This is a genomic window from uncultured Aliiroseovarius sp., from assembly GCF_947492455.1.
Lineage (GTDB): Bacteria > Pseudomonadota > Alphaproteobacteria > Rhodobacterales > Rhodobacteraceae > Aliiroseovarius.
This window is the reverse complement of the sequence record NZ_CANLNB010000003.1, coordinates 467,835-488,505: the sequence shown is the minus strand read 5'-3', so window position 1 is coordinate 488,505 and position 20,671 is coordinate 467,835. Positions and strand designations below refer to the sequence as shown.

Sequence of the window (20,671 nt, the reverse complement as noted above, 5' to 3'; positions counted from 1 at the left end):
GCCAAACACTCAACGCCCAGTGGCACTTCGGCGCAGTCAATCGCGATTCGTCGCCATATCCTGCGCAATTGGTGCAAATCGGGCTTTAACGTCCCGCTCATGGACGCAATTACAGACACATAGCCCCACCAAACCGCCCCAAAGCCTTGCTTTGCTTGACCCAACCGGCAGGCCTGCTATCAGGGGCCAATCTTTACTTAGCCAAAGGACTCGGACCTTGGATATCGCTGCTCTTGCCAAAGCACACCCCGATCACTGGAAAAAAGCCGCTGCGATCCGCGCCTTGACGCTGGATGCAGTTGCTGCCGCCAATTCCGGCCACTCCGGCATGCCGATGGGCATGGCCGATGTGGCAACCGTGCTGTTCGAAAACCACCTGAAGTTTGACCCCGCTGCGCCGCGCTGGGAAGACCGCGACCGGTTCATCCTGTCCGCGGGTCACGGCTCGATGCTGATCTATTCGCTGCTCTATCTGACGGGCTACAAAGACGTCACGCTGGACCAGATCAAGAACTTCCGTCAGTGGGGCGCAATCACTGCGGGCCACCCGGAATACGGCCATGTATCGGGTGTCGAGACCACCACCGGCCCGCTGGGTCAGGGCATTGCCAACGCTGTTGGTTTCGCAATGGCGGAAGAGATCCAGCGCGCGCATTTCGGCAAGAAGATCGTTGACCACTACACCTATGTCATCGCGGGCGATGGCTGCCTGATGGAAGGTATCAGCCAAGAGGCCATCGGCCTTGCCGGGCGTCACGAGCTGTCGAAGCTGATCGTTCTGTGGGACAACAACGACATCACCATCGACGGTAAAGTGTCGCTGTCCGATCGCACCGATCAGGTTCAGCGTTTCAAGGCCTCGGGCTGGCACGTGCAGGAAATCGACGGTCACGATCCCGAGCAGATTGACGCTGCCATCACCAAAGCGAAATCGACGGGCAAGCCGTCGATGATCGCGTGCAAAACGCATATCGCTCTGGGCCACGCGGCACAGGACACCTCGAAAGGTCACGGCGCCCTGACGGATGCCGAGCAGCTGGCCGCCGCCAAAGAAGTCTATGGCGCGCCGCAGGGGGCGTTCGAAGTGCCTGCCGACGTGAAAGCACAGTGGGAAGCCATGGGCGCACGCGGCGCAGAAGCCCGCGCTGAATGGGACGCACGTTTCGCCAGCATTTCTGACCGCAAGCAGGGCGAGTTCAAACGCGCCTACGCGCTGGACGCCCCGAAGAAGCTGGCCTCGGTAGTGCGCAAACTGAAGAAAGAGATTGCCGAGAGCAAACCCGCCGTTGCGACCCGCAAGTCGTCGGAAATGGCGCTGTCGGTGATCAACCCGGTGATGCCGGAAACCGTGGGCGGCTCGGCTGACCTGACCGGTTCGAACAACACCAAAACTGGTGATCTGGGCATCTTTGACACCGATAACCGTGGTGGCCGCTACGTCTATTGGGGCATCCGCGAGCACGGCATGGCTGCTGCAATGAACGGCATGGCTCTGCATGGCGGCATCCGCCCCTACGGCGGCACCTTCTTCGTCTTCACCGACTATGCCCGCCCCTCGATGCGTTTGGCTGCACTGATGGGCATTCCGACCGTGTTCGTGATGACCCACGATTCGATCGGCGTTGGCGAAGATGGCCCGACCCACCAGCCGGTCGAGCATCTGTCGATCTGCCGCGCGACCCCGAACAGCTACACCTTCCGCCCGGCGGACACGGTGGAAACGGCGGAAGCTTGGGAAATCGCACTGACCGAGAAAGAGACGCCCTCGACCCTGGTTCTGACCCGTCAGAACCTGCCGACCGTCCGCACCGACTACAAACAGAAAAACCTGACCGCTCAGGGTGGGTACGTTCTGGCCGATGCGGAAGCTGGCAAGCGTCAGGTGATCCTGATCGCCACCGGTTCGGAAGTGTCGCTGGCGATGGAAGCCCGTGCACAGCTGGAAGCCCAAGGCATTGGCACCCGCGTCGTGTCCATGCCCTGTATGGAGCTGTTTGCCCAGCAGGACGAAGCCTATCGCCGCAAGGTTCTGCCCGCTGGTCCCGTACGTGTTGGTGTCGAAGCCGCCGTCCGCGATGGTGGTTGGGACAAACTGCTACTGGGTGAGCGCGGCCGCGAAGCCAAGCAAGCCTTTGTCGGCATGACCGGCTTTGGCGCCTCGGCTCCGGCTGGCGTGCTGTTCGAGAAGTTCGGCATCACCACCGACAATGTCGTGGCAAAAGCAAAAGAGCTTCTGGGCTAAGCAGCGGAATTTTGCAAAATTCCGATGAAAAATCTTCGAAGATTTTTCGGCCTCACTGAAATGAACGCCCCGCCAATTGGTGGGGCGTTTTCTTTATGCCTTTTAAACCTGCCCCAGATCGGACAGTCTGCGCCTGTTTTGTCAAAGGATGCCAACGTGCTGTCAGCTCTTAGCGAAAACCATCGTGGCGCGCTGTTCATGGTCTTCGCCATGGCCGCTTTTGCGCTCGAGGATATGGCGCTGAAAGCCGCGGCGCGCGATATCCCAATCGGACAGGCGGTTGCGCTGTTTGGGTTGGGTGGTTTGGTTGTCTTTGCGATGGTCGCCCGCGCACAGGGGACGCGGATCTTCCACACGGATCTACGCTCGCCCGTTCTGATCTGGCGGTCGCTGTCCGAGATCGCAGGACGCATGTTCTACGCGCTGGCGATTGCTCTGACCCCGCTGTCCAGCGCCTCGGCCATCTTGCAGGCAACGCCTCTGGTCGTCGCATTGGGGGCGGTCGTTTTCTTCAAAGAGCAAGTTGGGATACGCCGCTGGCTGGCCATATTCGTGGGCTTCATCGGAGTTCTGATGATTCTGCGCCCAGGACTGGACGCGTTTGACCCTCTGTCGATCTTCGCGGTGCTTGGGATGCTCGGGTTTGCTGGGCGCGATCTGGCCACCCGCGCCAGCCCAGCAACATTGAACGCGGCGCAGTTGGGTGTAGCCGGGTTCGCGGTTTTGACTGTCTCTGGGCTCGTCTTGATGGCTGTTTCTGGAGAGGTCGGCCCAATGACTCCGGCGGCCAGCGGATACATCATGCTGACCATTGTTTGCGGCGTTCTTGCTTATGGCGCACTGACGCTGGCGATGCGGACCGGAGAGGTCTCGATCGTCACGCCCTTCCGCTACTCGCGCCTGCTCTTCGCGCTCGTTCTAGGCGTCGTAGTGTTCCACGAGCGTCCCGACATGATGACGCTGGCGGGCAGTGCTGTCATTGTCCTCAGCGGGCTGTTTTTGCTCAGCCGGTCAAAGCCAACAGCTTAAGCTTTTCCCTTGAAGATCGCGCCCCAGATCGGGCCGATCACCCATGTTGCCAAGGGAATGATCAGCACGCCAAGCGCAAGGCCCAGCACGCCATCCAGCGCCGCCGTGACGGCCCATTCCACCGCGCCTGCGAATTGCGGCACCGCATGGGCGGCAGCCACGGCCATGTGATGAATGGTGTCATAGGGCAGATGCCAGCCCAGCTCGTGCAGCCCGTGTACGATGATCGAGCCGCCGACCCAGATCATTGCCGCCGTGCCCACGATGGTCAGCAGTTTCATAACGTACGGCATCGCCTTCACGATCCCACGCCCCAGCGCCTGCGTCACCGAAAGCCGCGCGTTATTGGCAAGATAGAGGCCGAAGTCATCCGCCTTCACGATCAGCGCGACCGAGCCATAGACCGCCACAGTGATGCCCACAGCCGCGACCGCCAGCGTGGCGGCCTCCATCCAGAAATTGCTGTTCGGGATCCCTGACAGGATGATGGTCATGATCTCGGCCGATAGGATGAAATCGGTCTTGATCGCGCCAGCAATCTTAGCTTCTTCCAAGTGGGCCGGGTCGCCCTCGTCATGTTCGGCGTGATCCCACGTGTGGTCGTGCGGGAAAAGCGTATGCCAGACTTTTTCGGCCCCTTCAAAACACAGATAGGCCCCGCCCAGCATCAGAAGTGGTGCAATCGCCCAGGACGCAAAGGCGGAAAGAAGCAGCGCGATAGGAAGAAGAATGATCAGCTTGTTTTTGATCGAGCCCCACGCGATGCGCCCGATGATCGGCAGCTCGCGCTTGGCCTCAAAACCCTGCACATATTTCGGCGTCACCGCCGCATCATCAATAACGGCACCCGCCGCTTTGGCACTGGCCTTCGCCGCCTGCCCCGCGACATCGTCAATTGACGCTGCTGCGACTTTCGCAATGCCCGCCACGTCGTCCAGAAGTGCAATCAAACCGCTCATCGTACCGCCTTCACTCTCATTGTACTCAACTTGGGGCGAATCTAGCGAAACCGCTTAGAAGGGCAAGGGCAGGACCGGCTGACCCTTGGAATAATTCGCCGCTGCGAAGGTTTGCGCTAACCTGCTCAGCTGCTTCACCAGATCGCAAATGTTTTCGCTATCATGCGGTTACGAATGGTGTTTTCTGGGTTGGGTGGCCTCGCCCTGAAAGGTATACCGCGTGCAAGTCTGAACACCCCTCGCGGCTCACGTATGCCGCCATGAGAAAGAGGAAACACCCATGACCGTCAAAGTCGGTATCAACGGATTTGGTCGTATCGGCCGCTGCACCCTGGCGCAGATCGCCGCGTCAGGACGCGAAGACATCCAGGTGGTGAAGGTCAACGCGACCGGCCCGCTGGAAACCGCAGCGCATCTTCTGAAATATGACAGCGTACATGGCCGCTTCCCGAACGACGTCGTTCTGGGCGAAGGCACCATGGATGTGGGCCAAGGCCCGATGCAGATGATGTCGACCTATGACATGAACGAACTGGACTGGGATGGCTGTGACGTTGTTCTGGAATGCACCGGCAACTTCAACGACGGCATCAAAGCCAAGCCGCACCTCGAACGGGGCGCCAAGAAAGTTCTGCTGTCGGCCCCCGGCACGAACGTGGACAAAACCATCGTCTGCGGCGTGAACGAAGAGATGTTGACCGCAGAAGACGTAATGGTCTCGAACGGCTCGTGCACCACCAACTGTCTGGCTCCGGTCGCCAAGGTTCTGCTGAACGCCTTCGGCATCGAAAGCGGCATCATGACCACGATCCACGCTTACACCGGCGACCAGCCGACGCTGGACCGTCGCCACAAAGACCTGTACCGCGCCCGCGCCGCCGCCATGTCGATGATCCCGACCTCGACCGGCGCAGCCAAGGCTCTGGGTGAGGTTCTGCCTGCTCTGAAGGGCAAGCTGGACGGCTCGGCTGTTCGCGTTCCGACCCCGAATGTCTCGGCTGTGGACCTGACCGTTGTGGTCGAAAAGGACGTGACCGTCGAAGACGTGAACGCCGTGATGAAAGAGCAGTCGCTGGGCGCCATGAAAGGCGTTCTGGGCTACACGGAAGAGAAACTGGTCTCGACCGACTTCAACCACACCGAAGAAAGCTCGATCTTTGCAGCTGACCAGACCAAGGTCATCGGCGGTCGTCTGGTGCGCGTTCTGGCCTGGTACGACAACGAATGGGGCTTCTCGACCCGCATGGGCGATCTGGCCGTGAAGATGGGCTCGCTGTAAGCCCCCCCTGAAAATGCAACTCTGAGAACCCCCAATGGCCCTGCCCTTGGGGGTTTTCTTTAACCTGCGTGTTTTACCTTGCCCCCACCGGTGCGGCTTGCATAATCGCTCACAACAGGCAGGAGCTTCTTTGTGACAAATCAGTTGGCCATCATTCTGGGCGCAGTAATCCTGCTGCTGGTCGGGCTGGATGTTGTCCTATGGGGTGCCGAGAACCTTCTGTTTCTCGCCAAGAAATTCCTTGAACTGACCGAGTGGGTGGCCTTCTGGCGCTAAGCCTGCGCGCCCCTAGAGCACCTGAGACAAGAACTGCCGCGTCCGCTCTTCGCGCGGGGCGTCGAAGATTTGGGCCGGTGTGCCCTCTTCTAGAATACGACCGCTTTCCAAGAAACACACCTTGTCCGCCAGTTCGCGTGCAAATCCCATTTCATGGGTGGCGAGGATCATCGTCATACCTTCTGCGCGCAAGCTGCGCAAAACGTCCAGAACCTCGGCCACCAGCTCTGGGTCGAGCGCCGACGTGATCTCGTCAAACAGCAGGATATCGGGCTGCATGGCGAGCGCACGGATGATCGCCACCCGCTGTTGTTGTCCGCCGGACAGCTGGTCAGGATAGTGGTCGATCCGATGGCCGAGGCCGAAACGGTCGAACAATTCCTCGACACGGCCCCGTTGTGCAGCACGGGACAGGCCCTTCACCCGACGTGGGGCCAGCATGACATTCTCCGCCGCGGACATATGTGGGAAGAGGTTGAAGGACTGGAAGACCAGCCCGATGCGCTGACGGATCGGCTGCGGATCCAGCCCCGGTTCAGCGATGTCGACACCGTCAAACCAAATCTCTCCATCATCGACAGGGTCCAACAGGTTCACCGCCCGCAAAAGCGTCGACTTGCCCGAACCAGAGGCTCCAATCAGGCAGACCATCTCGCCCTTCGCAACCTCAAGATCAATGCCGCGCAGCACGTGGTGATCGCCGAAGCTCTTCTGGATATTTCGTAGCGACAGCATGGGCTTACTGCTCCTGCTTGCGGCGTTTGTTCATCAAGTGATCAGCAAACCGCGTCATCGGGATGGTGATCGCCAGAAAGATAAGCGCCGCGCCTACATAGGGCGTGAAATTGGCATAGAGCGATTTGTAGACACCCGCCTGCCGGAAAATCTCGACCGGGCCAACGAAGGACAAAAGCGCCACGTCTTTTTGCAGCGCGACCACAAGGTTCATATTGGCGGGGAGCACGTTGCGCAGAGCTTGCGGCAGGATCACGTAACGCATGGTGTCGGCGTTCGAAAGCCCCAGCGACAGCGCCGCGGAGCTTTGGCTTTTGTGGATCGACCCGATACCAGACCGAATGACCTCGGCCACATAGGCAGCATAAACAAGGATCAGAGCCAAAGAGCCCCAGATATAAGGCGAATTCCACGGGCGCGGCAGACCCAGACCGGGAATGCCGAAGCCCACCAGATAGATGACCAAAATGACCGGAAGCCCGCGAAAAACGTCGGTATAGACCGTCGCAAACAGACGCAGCGGATACAGCGCAGGCTTCTGGATGTCGCGGCAGATCGCCACGAACAGACCCAAAAGCGCGATCAGCGGCGCGCACCACGCAAAGATCGCAATGTCCAAAAGGAAAGCGTCCAGCAACCCCGGAAAGGTCTTGGAAAAGACGCCCCAGTTGAAGAAGCTTTTTTTGACCGCTTCCCAGCCCGGCGCCAGTGGCACCAGCACCAGAATGGCCAGAAAGACCAAACTGGTCGAGACACCCGCGACCCACATAGAACGGCGGCGCAACGCAGCTTCATACTGCGCGCGCCGCCCCGGCATGGCCGGGTTTTCGTCTGCCTTAGTCATTCTGCGCGACGTCCGCCTTACTGGATAACCGGTACGCCAGTGGCGCCTTGCAGCCACTCGGCTTCAATCTCGGCCAGTTTGCCGCTGTCCGTAAGCGCTTGGATGGCTTCATCCACACAGGGTTTCAAGGGGCTGCCATCAGCCATTAACATGCCAAACTGATCCGGGTTTTCCGAACGCTCAGCCGGGAACTGCCCCAAAAGCGCACCGTTCTCGACCACAACAGCCGACAGGTAAAGCGCGGTTGGCAGATCAAACAGCGCCGCATCGATCTGGTTGGCTTGCAGGGCCGCGGTCACGTCGGTGTTGTCGTTATACAGCAGCACATCCTGCTCCGGAGCGATTACCTCGCCCACCATGGTTGCGCCCGTATGCGAGGCACCTGCCCCCCAAAGCAGCCCCTTGAGGACTTCCATTGTCGGCTCGCCCACTTTCTCTGTCACCGATTGGGTGGTTAGAATTGCCATCGCTGAACTGTAATACGGCAGTGAGAAATCGACGGTCTCTTCCCGCTCGGGCGTGATCGAGTATTGCTGCAGGTTGAAGTCGAAATTCTTGGCGCCAGGCTGGATCGCCTCGTCAAACGAGGTGCGGACCCAGGTGACGGCGTCATCAGAAAAGCCCATCTCATTTGCGACAGCATAGGCGACGGCGGCCTCGAATCCCTGTTTGCTTTCAGGGGCATCGTCCATAACCCACGGATAATATGCCGGGTTGCCAGTGGCGATGGTCAGAATGCCGTCGGTCAAAGTCTTGCCAGCGGCACAATGGTCAGCCGCAAATGCTGCGCTGCCCGCCAGCGATGCGCAGAGGATCGTCATCAATGTCTTCATGTCTCAAATCTCCCCAGATTGGATATTTTATCGGAGCCTAGCGCGAAGCGTTCGCGTGTTCGAGCGAAAAGAGCAATCGAAAACGGGCCATTGACCTTCTCCATAATTTGATCAAATATCCGACACCAACTCATTTTATGAAAACCGGCGTCGAATGACACACGACGCCGAAGGAGGTTTTGATGTCACCAAAGCGCCCCTTGGATTGGGCCCAGGATTTGTCCGCTGATTTTGTCGCCTACGCAGATGGGCGTCGCATTGAAGAAGTGGAGTGCATCATCCCCGACATTGTCGGAACCTCGCGCGGGAAGGCGATGCCTGCCGCGAAGTTTGATCCCGCAACCGATCTGGCCCTGCCTATCTCTCTGTTTTATCAGACGATTTCTGGCGAATATGTCGATATGGACATTGAAAACCAGTGGGTCGAGCGGGATGTCGTGCTGCGCGCTGATATGTCGACGGCCTGTGCTGTGCCGTGGTCAGAGGATGTCACGCTGCAGGTGATCTGCGACATGTATAACCGCGACGGCTCGGCGCTGGCGATTTCACCGCGTGGGCTTCTGAAACGCGTTGTGGATCTTTACGCTGCGAAAGGATGGAAACCCGTCATCGCGCCCGAGCTCGAGTTCTATCTAACCAAACCCAACCACGACCCCAATGAGCCGATTGAGCCGCCCATCGGCCGCACCGGACGTAAAGGCGCCAGTCGTCAGGTGTACTCAATGTCCGCCGTAGATGAATACGGCCCGGTGATCGACACGATCTATGACTTTGCCGAAGCACAGGGGCTTGAGATCGACACGGTCATTCAAGAAGGCGGCGCGGGTCAGATCGAGATCAACCTGAACCACGGCGACCCGATCAATCTGGCCGATCAGGTCTTCCTGTTCAAACGCACCATCCGTGAGGCCGCCTTGAAAAACGGCGTCTTCGCCACCTTCATGGCCAAGCCGATCCGCGACGAGCCGGGCAGCGCGATGCATGTGCACCAATCGATCGTGGACGCAGAGACGGGCAAGAACATCTTCTCAAACGAAGACGGATCAGCCTCGGACTTGTTCCGCTGGTTCATTGGAGGCTCGCAGAAATACATCATGGATGTGGTGCCGCTGTTTGCACCCTACGTGAACTCGTTCCGACGGATCACTGTCGACGGACAATCGGCGCCCGCGAACCTTGAATGGGCCAGCGACAACCGCACGACAGGCCTGCGCGTCCCGCATTCCAGCCCGGCCGCGCGCCGTCTGGAAAACCGCGTGATCGGGATGGACGCGAACCCCTATATCTCGATCGCAGCCTCGCTGGCCTGTGGTTATCTGGGCATGATGAACAAGGTAGAGCCGCGCGCCGAGGCCGTGAAAGAGGTCTGGGAAGTGCAAGATCCCCTGCCCGCTTCTCTGCGTGCTGCGTTGGAACTGTTCGACGAGGCGAAAGAGATGCGTGCCGTTCTGGGCGAAGAATTCTGCAAGCTCTATTCCGACATCAAGTGGGCCGAGAACGAGGAATACCAACGTGAAATCTCGCCGTGGGAGCGGCAGCATTTGCTGTTGAATGCCTAAGCGACATACGACAGAGGCTTAAAGCAAAAAGGGCGGGGAATTTCCCCGCCCTTTCTGTATCTCACTGGTGCCGGCTTTAGAAGTGTGCCGATTTCGTGGTCGACGGAACAGCCAGCGGCGGAGCGAACTTGGTCAGGTCGATGCCTTCGACGGCGGCCTTGTATTCCTCCATCGTGGGCGTGCGGCCCAGAATGGCGGACAGAACAACAACCGGGGTCGATGCCAGCAACGATTCACCCTTCTTCTCGGGCAGGTCGCCTACGACGCGGCCTTGGAACAGACGGGTCGAGGTGGCCAGAACGGTGTCACCCTTGGCAGCCTTTTCCTGGTTACCCATGCAAAGGTTACAACCGGGACGCTCAAGATACAGGATGTTTTCGTACTCGGTGCGTGCATTCTGTTTCGGGAACAGGTCGTCAAATTCAAAGCCCGAGTATTTCTCGAGCACTTCCCAGTCGCCCTCTTCCTTCAACTCGTCGATGATGTTGTAGGTCGGGGCTGCCACAACCAGCGGAGCCTTAAACTCGACTTTGCCAGTTGCCTTTTCCAGGTTCTTCAGCATCTGCGCCACGATCTTGATATCGCCCTTGTGCACCATGCACGAGCCGACAAAGCCCAGATCAACATGCTTTTCAGCGTTGTAGAACGAGATCGGACGGATCGTGTCGTGGGTATAGCGCTTGGACACGTCTTCGTTGTTCACGTCCGGGTCGGCGATCATCGGTTCATCAATGGCGTTCAGATCGACAACCACTTCTGCGAAGTACTTGGCGTTCTCATCCGGGGTCAGGGCCGGGTTGGTTCCCGACTTGATGTCCGCAATACGAGCATCCGCCTTGTTGATCAGGCCTTGCAGCAGCTGGGCTTTGTTGTCCATGCCTTTGTCGATCATGATCTGGATGCGCGATTTAGCCAGTTCCAGCGATCCGATCAGCGTCTCGTCGTTCGAGATACAGATCGAGGCTTTCGCCTTCATCTCGGCCGTCCAGTCGGTGAACGTGAAGGCTTGGTCAGCCAGCAGCGTCCCGATGTGCACTTCGATCACACGGCCTTGGAAGACGTTGTCGCCATGCTGGTCCAGCATCTGTGCCTGAGTGGCGTGCACCACATCACGGAAGTCCAGATGCTCGGCCATTTTGCCCTTGAAGGTCACTTTCACCGATTCCGGGATCGGCATCGAAGCTTCACCGGTTGCCAGCGCCAGCGCCACGGTGCCCGAGTCTGCGCCGAAGGCTACGCCTTTGGACATACGGGTGTGGCTGTCGCCGCCGATGATGACATCCCAGTCATCCACGGTGATGTCGTTCAGCACCTTGTGAATAACGTCGGTCATCGCGTGGTATTCACCCTTCGGGTCACGCGCGGTGATCAGGCCGAAATCGTTCATGAACTTCATCAGCTTGGGAATGTTGGCCTGCGCCTTCTTGTCCCACACCGACGCGGTGTGACAGCCCGACTGATAGCCCACGTCCACCGACGGAGAGATTACGGTCGCAGCCATGGCTTCCAGTTCCTGCGCGGTCATCGGACCGGTGGTGTCCTGCGAGCCAACCACGTTCACCTGAACGCGCACGTCCGAGCCTGCGTGCAGGATCGCGCCGGGGGTGGTACCCAAAGCGTTGCGGTTGAAGATCTTTTCAACGGCGGTCAATCCTTGGTCTTCTGCGGTGATCTCTTTTGAAGGTGCGTAAGCCGATTTCAATTCCTGCCCCAGAGCGGCGGCAGCGAATGTCTGCAGCTTCTTACCGAAGACAACAGCGTAAGACCCGCCAGCCTTCATGAACTCGACCTTCTGCGGGGTGAATGCAGCGGCGACGCTTTTCAGCTCTTTGCCATCTGCGTCATGTAGGGTTTTGGTTTTCGAGTTGATGGTCAGGACAGTGCCGGTCGCGACCGAATAGGCCTCTTCCAGAACGGCTTCACCATCTTCATCCAGAACGACGTTGCCGTCGGCGTCCAACTTCTTGACCCAGTTGTCCAGATCGATGCCGATGCCGCCGGTCACGCCAACGGTGGTCAGGAAGATCGGCGAAATGCCGTTGGTGCCTGCCACAACCGGGGCGATGTTGATGAAGGGCACATAGGGGCTGGCTTTTTTACCAGTCCACAGCGCCACGTTGTTCACTCCCGACATACGCGACGAGCCAACACCCATGGTGCCTTTTTCAGCGATCAGCATGACGCGTGCGTCCGGATGCTGTTTCTGCAGCTCTTGAATTTCGACCTGCGCTTCGGGCGTGATCATGCATTTGCCGTGCAGTTCACGGTCAGCGCGCGAGTGCGCTTCGGCACCCGGCGATAGAAGGTCGGTCGAGATGTCGCCCACGCCGGCAATGTAGGTCACGACTTTGATTTCTTCTTCGACATCCGGCAGCTTGGTGAAGAACTCAGCCTTGGCATAGCTTTCAAGAATATCGGCGGCAACAGCGTTGCCAGCTTTGTATGCGGCTTCCAGACGGTCGGTGTCGGCTTCATAGAGGAACACCTGAGTCTTCAGGACTTCCGCAGCCTGCGCTGCGATTGCAGCGTCATCGCCCAGTGCAAGGTCCAGCAGAACCTTGACCGAAGGGCCGCCCTTCATGTGCGACAGCAGTTCAAAAGCGAACTCGGCCGAGATCTCAGCGACCGAAGCCTCGCCCAGAATGATCTCTTTCAGGAAGGCCGCCTTGACGCCAGCAGCACTCGTGGTGCCCGGCAGAGTGTTGTAAATAAAGAAGTTCAGCGATGCTTCGCGATCAGCGTTTCCGGTGTCTTTGATCTGTTCGATCAGTTCAGCCACCAGTGCGCCGTCGTCGATCGGCTTGGGGTTCAGACCCTCGCCTTTGCGCGCTTCAATCTCATTTAGGTAGTCGGTGTACAAGCTCATGACGATCCCTACGATTTCGAGTTTGATGCAGCCCGTTCACCCGGCAAAACAGAATCTTCTGTGGCCGGATTTGTCTGCGGTATGCCGCTGTATACCAAACTATCGCGGGCGCTGCAATATCTACAAAGGCGGTAGAAACCCGCCTCGCTGCTTCATACACAGATTTGCGATCTGATCCCACCGCAATTTAACTGCGTCATTAGGCCACCCCCAACCGCTTAACACATTCATAGACGTGAATACTTAACAGGCGTAGAGAGGCAAGCAAAACGAAGCATTGCCTATTTGGAGATCGCTCATGTCACAAAGCTTCAACGCAACACGCCGCGGATTTCTTGGATTTGCCGCAGGCGCAGGTGCCCTTATGGCCGCAGGCCCCGGTGCAACAGCCGCCCCCGCCCCCATCGACACCAAGGCCCGAATTGTCGTCCTTGGCGCGGGTGCTGCTGGCACCGCGCTGGCGAACCGCCTGTCGCGCCGCCTGAACGGCGCCACGATCACCATCATCGACCCGCGCAAGGAACATTGGTACCAGCCCGGTTTCTCGCTGATCGCGGCGGGTTTGAAACCGGCCAAGTACTCGGTCTCGCAAACCGGCGACTGGCTGCCGAAGGACATCACCTGGATTGCGGAACGCGCGGCCGAGATCGACCCGGACGGCAACAAGGTGATGACCGAAAGCGGCAAGACTGTTCCTTATGACTTTCTGGTGCTGGCCACCGGCCTAGTGCTGAACTATGGCGCCATCGAAGGCTTCGAGATGGACATGATCGGTAAGAACGGCATTGGGTCGCTCTATGCCGGGCCGGATTACGCCGCCAAGACGTGGGAGGCCGCGGGCCGCTATACCGAAGACGGCGGCGTCGGCATCTTCACCCGCCCCGCGACCGAAATGAAATGCGCAGGCGCGCCGCTTAAGCACACTTTCCTGATCGACGACATCGCCCGCAAATCGGGCACCACGAAGCTCGACATCAATTATATGGCCCACAACAAGGGTCTGTTCGGGGTTCCGATCATCTCGGAAAAACTGCGGATGCTGTTTGGCCAGCGCGAGATCACGCCGCATTACAGCCACGTGCTGAAATCGGTGGATGCAGGCAAGAAGATGGCCACCTTCGCGACCGAAAACGGCGATGCGGAAATGCCCTATGACTATCTGCACATCGTGCCGCCGCAGCAGGCCCCGGACGTGGTCCGCAACTCGGCCCTGACCGATCCCGGCAGCTGGGGCGGTCGCGGTTGGGCGACGGTCGACAAGCACACGCTGCGTCACAACTTCTTCGACAACGTCTTCGCCGTGGGCGACATCGCGGGCGTTCCGAAAGGCAAGACCGCGGCCAGTGCCAAATGGCAGGTCCCGGTGGTCGAAGAACACCTGATCGCGCAGATCGCCGGCACCAAAAGCGACGCCAGCTATAACGGCTATACGTCCTGCCCGCTGATCACCCGTGTCGGCCGCGCGATGCTGATCGAGTTCGACTATAACAACGATCTGACCCCCAGCTTCCCGGGCGTAATTGCCCCGCTGGAAGAGCTCTGGATCAGCTGGTTGATGAAAGAGGTCGCCCTGAAAGCCACCTATAACGCCATGATCCGTGGCGACGCGTAAGGAGGATTTGACCGATGAAAGAACTTACCTTTGGCACCCTGATCGCCGTCTTTGAAGAGATCTTTGGCCCGACCCTGTTCTGGGTCATGGTGATTGTCGCGGCGGTGATTACACTGGCCTATTTCTATGTGCTGATCCGCGATCGTGCGGTCAGCTGGCGCAAGTTCCTGCGCGCCCAGCTGTCGATGCCCTTCGGGGCGGTGATCGCGGTGATCTTTGTGCAGAAAATGACCCACTCGAACTTCTCGGATATCGGTGGACCGATTGACCTGATCATCCTCTTGGGCATCGCGGTGATGGGCGCGGTCGGTGCAGCCATTCTGGTCTATACGTTCGATGCGCTGTTCTTGCAGAAACCAGGCAAGCAGTCCGAGTAAAAGCCACCTAGATCCACAAAAAAGGGCCGCATGACGCGGCCCTTTTCTTGTTTCAGCGCGCCTTCGACACCCTGCGAATAGCCATGAGCGTCAGTGGTGGTCCGATGATTTCGAACACCACTGTGCTGGCGATGGTGAAAGCCATGATGCCGGAAGACCATTCCGGAAATTGCTCGCTCGCGACCAGCGCCATTCCGACGGCAACACCAGCCTGTGGCAAAAGCGCGGGACCGTACCAGCCCACTTCGTTGCCCCGCACCCGGCCAAGCAGCGCACCAACGACACCTCCGACCAACCGCCCGGCAATTCGTAAAAAAAGAAATCCAACCCCCGTCCAACCCATAAGCACCAGTGCATCCACTTCAAGCAACGCACCTGCCAGCAGGAAAAACAGGATCATGAACGGCCACTGAATGTGCTCAATCTCGTGAAAGGCGCGATCATGGTGCTTTGCGAAATTCGCGATGATGGCGCCGACGGTCATGCCGGCGATCAGGAAGGAAACTTCCAGCCACAGGGCAAATCCAGCGGTCAAAAAAACGATCCCGATGGCTTCGGCCTGTTGGGGCTCGCCCGGTTTCAGCCGCCCGGTCAAATACGCAGCGGGGGCGCCCAGAACGCATCCAAGAACAATCGCGCCGCCTAAATCCCAAGCCGCCCCGCTGAGGACACCACCCCAACCGCTTGCTTGGCCGATCATGACCAACACAACACTAAACACGATCAGTCCCCAGACATCGTCAACGGCCACAATACCCTTCAGTGTGTCCGTGAACCCGTTTTCAATCCCGGATTGGTGAATGACATCCGCCATCGCTGCCGGCGCCGTCGCTGTCGCAATCGCCGCAAGGACCAAAGCAAGCTGGGGAGCTATCCCAAGAGCCCACAATCCAAGCGCGACAATGACAAGGGTGGCGAAGGCGACGGACAAAGAAATCGTAAAGATTGCAATTCCGTGACGCGCAAAGTTCTTGCGTGTCAGCGATCCCCCCAACAGGAAGGCCACCATGGTCAGGGCGACGATTGAAAGTTCGTCAAACCACTGGGCAACATCATCTGGCACCAGATCGAAACCCTCGCTGCCGATCGCAACGCCGAGGAGCAAAAGCAGAGTAACCCGAGGCAATCGCGTGACGCGACCCAGTTCGTCAGCGGCAAGCCCCACAAGAAAGAGCGCACCCAACGTTACCAAGATTCCAGATAGTTCCATTCTAGCTATTCCAGCATTCTCGAATCTTCCGGGCTTTGATCCGGATCAGGTAGCTACCGAAAACTCGCTTGTGTGATTGACATCAGAACACACGACTGTGGGAGGAACCGAAACGGTCTGCTCAATGTGTCGAAACCCGGCGTGCCGCGACCTTAGTTGGACGTAGCCCCCTGATACCACGCCACGATGTAGTCGCGGCTTTCCTGATCCATCTCGATCGCATTGGGTGGCGGCATGGCGTGGGATGCGCCCGCCTGCAGGTAGACCTGCTTGGCATGACGCGCCACGTCTGCTTCGGTCTCTAGAACCACGCCTTTCGGTGCCCAGTACATGCCATCCCATGACGGCTCGCGGGCGTGGCACATCGCACAGTTGCCGACAACGGCGTAGAACGCATCCTCAAACCCATCGGCCGCGGCATACTTCTGTTCAAAATCGGTCATCTCACGCGCCTCGGCATCTTCGTATGTCTCGCCGGTTCGTACTGTCGACAGCCACGCGATCACGATCATCAGAAGAACCGTCACCAACCACGTCCAGTTCGGCCCCTTGCCCGTTTTGTGCATGGTGTTGAAGTAGTGGCGGATGGTCACACCCGTCAGGAAGATCAGGCTGGCAATGATCCAAGAATACTGGGTACCGAACGCCAACGGATAGTGGTTCGCCAGCATCAGGAACACGACCGGCAGGGTCAGATAGTTGTTGTGGGTCGAGCGCACCTTGGCGATCTTGCCGTATTTCGCATCCGGCGTGCGGCCATTCTTCAGGTCATCCACAACAATGCGTTGGTTGGGCATGATCTGGAAAAACACATTGGCGGTCATGATGGTCGCAGTGAACGCACCCAAATGCAGCAGGGCCGCGCGACCGGTGAATATCTGGTTATAGCCCCAGGACATCGCCACAAGAATGACAAACAACAGCAGCATCAGAAGCGTCGGGTTTTCACTCAGCTTCGATTTGCACATCTGGTCATAGAGCAACCACCCAATTGTCAGCGACCCGCCCGAGATCAGAATGCCCTGCCATAGAGACAGATCCGCTTTGGTTGGGTCCAGCAAGAACAGCTCGCCTCCCACCCAATAGATGATCATCAACAGCGCCGCGCCTGACAGCCATGTCGTGTAGCTTTGCCATTTGTGCCATGTCAGATGCTCGGGCATTTCTGACGGGGCAACAAGGTATTTGACCGTGTGATAGAACCCGCCGCCGTGCACTTCCCATTCTTCGCCATAGGCGCCGTCGGGCAGATTGGGATTGGGTTTCAGCATCAGATCAAGCGCGATGAAATAGAATGACGCCCCGATCCACGCCATCGCGGTGATGACGTGCAGCCACCGCACAGAAAACGCGATCCAGTCCCACATAATTGCCAAGTCGTACATGGCATACCTCCAGTTTTCGTCTTAGCGACACTCTATGCTAAGCATATTTATTCTGGTATTGCTGCTAAATACCAAGCAGCATCAAAAAAAACAGAATAATGTCCTATCTCGCCAACATCCGAACCTTTGTCCGCGTCTATGAATTGGGCAGCATGTCCGCTGCGGGACGCGACCTTCGGGTGTCGCCTGCGGTGACTTCCTCGCGCATTTCACAGCTCGAGGATTATCTGGGCGTCCGATTATTTCAACGCACCACACGCAGTCTGGCCCCCACGGAACAGGGCGAAAGGTTCTATCGCGGCGCAACGGAAATCCTTGAAGCGGTCGAAAACGCCGAGGCGCAAATTGTTGATATTACGGACAATCCGCGTGGACCGCTCTATGTTGCTGCCCCGTTGGGAGTCGGACGGCGTCTGATCGCCCCCTTGGTGCCGGACTTTCTGAAGAAGTACCCGGAAGTCAGCGTGCGCCTGCGCCTGACCGACCGCAAAGTGGACCTGACGACCGAGGGGCTGGATCTGGCGTTCTTCCTTGGGCAGCCGGAGGACAGCAACCTCAAGATCCGCAAGATCGCGGATGTCGAACGCGTCCTCTGCGCGACGCCTGAGTATATTAAGCAACGCGGCATGCCGCAAAACGGCGATGACCTTATCAACGATGGGCATGAATGCCTGAACCTGCGCTTCCCCGGCGCGACCGAATTTCAGTGGCTGCTGACCACGAAAGACGGCCCGAAACGCTTTCGCGTGACGGGGCGCTATGAATCGGATGACGGGGATGTACTGACCGATTGGGCGCTGGGTGGAAATGGCATCGCGATGAAGCCGGTTTTCGAAATTTCTGAACACCTGAAATCAGGGCGGCTGGTGCCCGTCGCCACCGAAACCCCGCCCGAACCGATCCAGATGGCGTGTTTGTTCACGCACCGGCGCGGTCAGGACCCTAAGTCACGATTGTTCATGGAGTTCGTGATCGACCGGATCGCCACCAGCATCCGCAGCTCGGATCAGGGCTAGGCTCAGCTGCCCCGATAGGTCGAATACCCGAAGGGCGATAGAAGCAGTGGCACGTGATAGTGCGATGCCTCGGACATGCCAAAGCGCAGCGGGATCACATCCAGAAATCGGGGCGCTTCAGGCGGAACACCGATGCTGTCTAGGTAATCCCCCGCGTAAAACACAAGCTCATACTCGCCGGTCTCAAATGTCTCGGCAGGCAGGATCTGTTCATCGGTCCGGCCATCGTCGTTGGTCACCAGCGTCTTAAGCAGGGTGCGCTCAGCGCCATCCAGCCGAAACAGCTCGATCTTCAAGCCCTCAGCGGGACACCCGCGGGCGGTATCAAGCACATGCGTGGTCAGGTAGCCTGTCATCTTCGGTGTCTCCTATATGGGCTTTTGCTTGGCACCCTCTTCTTAGTCTGGATGCGCAGACGCACACAGAGCCCGACTGCCAAACAATCCTTCTTATTTATTTTGAAAGTGTGCGCAGATTTTCTGACCTAGAATGACATTCAAGACTAGCAAAGGGAAACCACGTGACACGATACCCACGAGACATGACCGGATACGGCGCCAAGCCACCGGTCGTCAAATGGCCGGGCGACGCAAAGATCGCCGTTCAGATCGTCCTGAACTATGAAGAGGGCGGCGAGAACTGCGTCCTGCACGGAGACGCAGCATCCGAAGCCTTCCTGTCCGAAATCACCGGGGCGCAACCTTGGCCGGGGCAGCGCCATTGGAACATGGAGTCCATCTATGAATACGGTTCGCGGGCCGGGTTCTGGCGTGTGCACCGACTGCTTGGGGACCTGCCCGTCACGGTTTACGGCGTGGCCACAGCTTTGGCGCGTGCGCCAGAGCAAGTGAAGGCGATGAAGGCTGCGAACTGGGAGATCGCCAGCCACGGCCTGAAATGGGTCGAGCACAAGGATATGTCGCCAGATGAGGAGCGGGAACAGATCCGCGATGCGATCCGCCTGCACACCGAAGTCACCGGCACGGCCCCGCGTGGCTGGTACACCGGTCGCTGTTCGATGAACACGGTGGAGCTGGCTGCAGAAGAAGGCGATTTCGCCTATATCGCAGACAGTTACGCCGATGACCTTCCTTATTGGATCACCGCCGGTGGCAAGGACCAACTGGTGGTGCCCTACACGATGGACTGCAACGATATGCGTTTTGCGATTCAGGCGGGCTACACCAATGGCGACCAGTTCGAGAGCTATCTGAAGGACAGCTTCGACATGCTCTATGCCGAAGGGAATTCCGGCGCGCCCAAGATCCTTTCTATCGGCCTGCATTGCCGCCTGATCGGACGTCCGGGCCGAGCTGTCGCGCTGAAACGCGTCATCGACTACTTCAAATCGCACGATGGGGTCTGGTTCGCCACCCGCGAACAGATTGCCGATCACTGGGCCAAGGAGCACCCCCCAATGCAAAGATTGAAACCGTCCAAGATGGACCAACAGACATTCGTGGCCGAGTTCGGCGGCGTGTTCGAACACAGCCCTTGGATTGCCGAAGGCGCCTTTGGGCTTGAGCTTGGCCCCACCCACGACACGGCTGCGGGCGTCCACAACGCCCTCGCCCGCGTCTTCCGCAGCGCCAGTGAAGAGGCGCGCTTGGGCGTTTTGGTGGCGCACCCCGACTTGGCCGGGAAACTGGCTGCGGCTGGACGGTTGACCGCGGAAAGCACCGCTGAACAGGCGGGCGCCGGTCTGGATATGTTGACGGACGAGGAACGCGCGACCTTCACCGAGCTAAACGACCGCTACACCACCAAGCATGGCTTCCCCTTCATCATCGCGGTGAAGGACAACACCAAGCCGACGATCCTTGAAGCGTTCCATCGCCGGATCGACAACGACCGCGACACCGAGTTTGCCGAGGCCTGTCGTCAGGTCGAACGCATCGCCGAGCTTCGTCTGGAAGAGAAGTTCGCCGCATGACCCTGTCGATCACCCCCCTGCCCCTGACGCCCGAGGCGTTTGCGCCCTTTGGCGATGTGCTCGATACCACGGGTGCGCCGGACAAGATGATCAATCAAGGGCTTTGCGGGCGGTATCATGACCGGGCGACGCTGGATTTTTCGGATGGACAGGCCGGGATCAGCATCTTTGACGCCGAGGCCCGCAGCCTGCCGCTGACACTGGACATGGTCGAACGCCACCCCGACGGAAGTCAGGCGTTCATCCCGATCAGCCGCGAACCCTATCTGGTGGTCGTCGCCCCGGACGCGGGCGGCCAACCGGGGACACCCGTGGCCTTCATCGCACAGCCCGGACAGGGCGTGAATTACCACCGCAATACCTGGCACGGGGTCTGTGCCCCCCTTTCTGATCAGGGACAGTTTGCGGTGATCGACAGGATCGGCACGGGGCCGAACCTGCAGGAACACTGGTTCAAGGAGGAAATCAGAATCGAGAAGCCATAAGCCCGAAGTCGGAAGAGGAGCCGTCACGGGC

General features: G+C 58.7%; 18 protein-coding genes. 10 read left to right on the top strand and 8 right to left on the bottom strand.

Annotated elements, in window-relative coordinates; translation table 11 throughout:
- The first annotated feature begins 217 nt into the window (after positions 1 to 217).
- Positions 218 to 2,242, top strand: coding sequence for a transketolase (tkt, locus tag Q0677_RS09040; protein ID WP_298908699.1), 2,025 nt, complete (start codon positions 218 to 220; stop codon positions 2,240 to 2,242).
- Positions 2,243 to 2,398: 156 nt separating this feature from the next.
- Positions 2,399 to 3,271 (top strand): DMT family transporter, encoded by an 873-nt coding sequence (locus tag Q0677_RS09035; protein ID WP_298908697.1) that lies wholly within the window; start codon positions 2,399 to 2,401, stop codon positions 3,269 to 3,271.
- Here Q0677_RS09035 and Q0677_RS09030 read toward each other — a convergent pair.
- Complete coding sequence (locus Q0677_RS09030) at positions 3,268 to 4,230, bottom strand: DUF808 domain-containing protein (RefSeq protein WP_298908693.1); 963 nt, start codon at positions 4,228 to 4,230, stop codon at positions 3,268 to 3,270. The genes Q0677_RS09035 and Q0677_RS09030 overlap by 4 nt on opposite strands.
- Positions 4,231 to 4,510: 280 nt before the next feature.
- Between Q0677_RS09030 and gap the strand changes: the two genes are divergently transcribed.
- Both gap and Q0677_RS09020 read left to right on the top strand, forming a co-directional pair.
- Complete coding sequence (gene gap / locus Q0677_RS09025; RefSeq protein WP_298908691.1) at positions 4,511 to 5,509, top strand: type I glyceraldehyde-3-phosphate dehydrogenase; 999 nt, start codon at positions 4,511 to 4,513, stop codon at positions 5,507 to 5,509.
- 132 nt (positions 5,510 to 5,641) lie between these two features.
- Complete coding sequence (locus Q0677_RS09020) at positions 5,642 to 5,785, top strand: hypothetical protein (protein WP_298908689.1); 144 nt, start codon at positions 5,642 to 5,644, stop codon at positions 5,783 to 5,785.
- Positions 5,786 to 5,797: 12 nt separating this feature from the next.
- Here the strand turns inward: Q0677_RS09020 and Q0677_RS09015 are convergent, their stop codons facing one another.
- Genes Q0677_RS09015 through Q0677_RS09005 form a run of 3 tightly spaced genes read right to left on the bottom strand, consistent with a single transcriptional unit; the run spans position 5,798 to position 8,197 of the window.
- Positions 5,798 to 6,520 (bottom strand): amino acid ABC transporter ATP-binding protein, encoded by a 723-nt coding sequence (locus Q0677_RS09015; RefSeq protein ID WP_133489769.1) that lies wholly within the window; start codon positions 6,518 to 6,520, stop codon positions 5,798 to 5,800.
- 4 nt (positions 6,521 to 6,524) lie between these two features.
- Positions 6,525 to 7,364, bottom strand: a complete 840-nt coding sequence (locus tag Q0677_RS09010) for an amino acid ABC transporter permease (RefSeq protein WP_282064386.1) — start codon at positions 7,362 to 7,364, stop codon at positions 6,525 to 6,527.
- 17 nt (positions 7,365 to 7,381) lie between these two features.
- Positions 7,382 to 8,197: an ABC transporter substrate-binding protein gene (locus Q0677_RS09005; RefSeq protein ID WP_298908678.1), complete on the bottom strand. Its 816-nt coding sequence runs from the start codon at positions 8,195 to 8,197 to the stop codon at positions 7,382 to 7,384.
- Positions 8,198 to 8,379: 182 nt separating this feature from the next.
- Between Q0677_RS09005 and Q0677_RS09000 the strand changes: the two genes are divergently transcribed.
- Positions 8,380 to 9,756 carry a glutamine synthetase family protein gene (locus Q0677_RS09000; RefSeq protein ID WP_298908674.1) on the top strand — a complete coding sequence of 459 codons (1,377 nt, stop codon included), beginning with the start codon at positions 8,380 to 8,382 and terminating at the stop codon, positions 9,754 to 9,756.
- A 76-nt stretch (positions 9,757 to 9,832) separates the two neighbouring features.
- Here the strand turns inward: Q0677_RS09000 and Q0677_RS08995 are convergent, their stop codons facing one another.
- Positions 9,833 to 12,622, bottom strand: a complete 2,790-nt coding sequence (locus Q0677_RS08995; RefSeq protein WP_298908671.1) for a bifunctional aconitate hydratase 2/2-methylisocitrate dehydratase — start codon at positions 12,620 to 12,622, stop codon at positions 9,833 to 9,835.
- Between the two features lie 298 nt (positions 12,623 to 12,920).
- On the opposite strand from Q0677_RS08995, the gene Q0677_RS08990 reads away from it, so the two are divergent.
- Entirely contained in the window at positions 12,921 to 14,234 is a 1,314-nt protein-coding gene (locus Q0677_RS08990; protein ID WP_298908669.1) for an FAD/NAD(P)-binding oxidoreductase, read from the top strand.
- Between the two features lie 14 nt (positions 14,235 to 14,248).
- Positions 14,249 to 14,611, top strand: coding sequence for a DUF5368 domain-containing protein (locus Q0677_RS08985; RefSeq protein WP_298908667.1), 363 nt, complete (start codon positions 14,249 to 14,251; stop codon positions 14,609 to 14,611).
- 52 nt (positions 14,612 to 14,663) lie between these two features.
- Here the strand turns inward: Q0677_RS08985 and Q0677_RS08980 are convergent, their stop codons facing one another.
- Positions 14,664 to 15,821, bottom strand: coding sequence for a cation:proton antiporter (locus tag Q0677_RS08980; RefSeq protein WP_298908665.1), 1,158 nt, complete (start codon positions 15,819 to 15,821; stop codon positions 14,664 to 14,666).
- A gap of 152 nt (positions 15,822 to 15,973) precedes the next feature.
- On the bottom strand, positions 15,974 to 17,206 hold the full coding sequence (locus Q0677_RS08975) for a urate hydroxylase PuuD (RefSeq protein ID WP_298908663.1): 1,233 nt from the start codon (positions 17,204 to 17,206) through the stop codon (positions 15,974 to 15,976).
- Between the two features lie 98 nt (positions 17,207 to 17,304).
- On the opposite strand from Q0677_RS08975, the gene Q0677_RS08970 reads away from it, so the two are divergent.
- Positions 17,305 to 18,222, top strand: a complete 918-nt coding sequence (locus tag Q0677_RS08970; protein ID WP_298908660.1) for a LysR family transcriptional regulator — start codon at positions 17,305 to 17,307, stop codon at positions 18,220 to 18,222.
- Between the two features lie 2 nt (positions 18,223 to 18,224).
- On the opposite strand, the gene uraH is transcribed toward Q0677_RS08970, so the two are convergent.
- Positions 18,225 to 18,578: a hydroxyisourate hydrolase gene (gene uraH, locus Q0677_RS08965; protein WP_298908657.1), complete on the bottom strand. Its 354-nt coding sequence runs from the start codon at positions 18,576 to 18,578 to the stop codon at positions 18,225 to 18,227.
- Between the two features lie 164 nt (positions 18,579 to 18,742).
- Between uraH and puuE the strand changes: the two genes are divergently transcribed.
- Both puuE and Q0677_RS08955 read left to right on the top strand, forming a co-directional pair.
- A complete protein-coding gene (puuE, locus tag Q0677_RS08960) occupies positions 18,743 to 20,155 on the top strand; it encodes an allantoinase PuuE (RefSeq protein WP_298908654.1) in 1,413 nt (470 codons plus the stop codon).
- Positions 20,152 to 20,640, top strand: a complete 489-nt coding sequence (locus Q0677_RS08955; protein ID WP_298908649.1) for an ureidoglycolate lyase — start codon at positions 20,152 to 20,154, stop codon at positions 20,638 to 20,640. The genes puuE and Q0677_RS08955 overlap by 4 nt, the downstream gene beginning before the upstream one ends.
- The last annotated feature ends 31 nt before the right edge of the window (positions 20,641 to 20,671 follow it).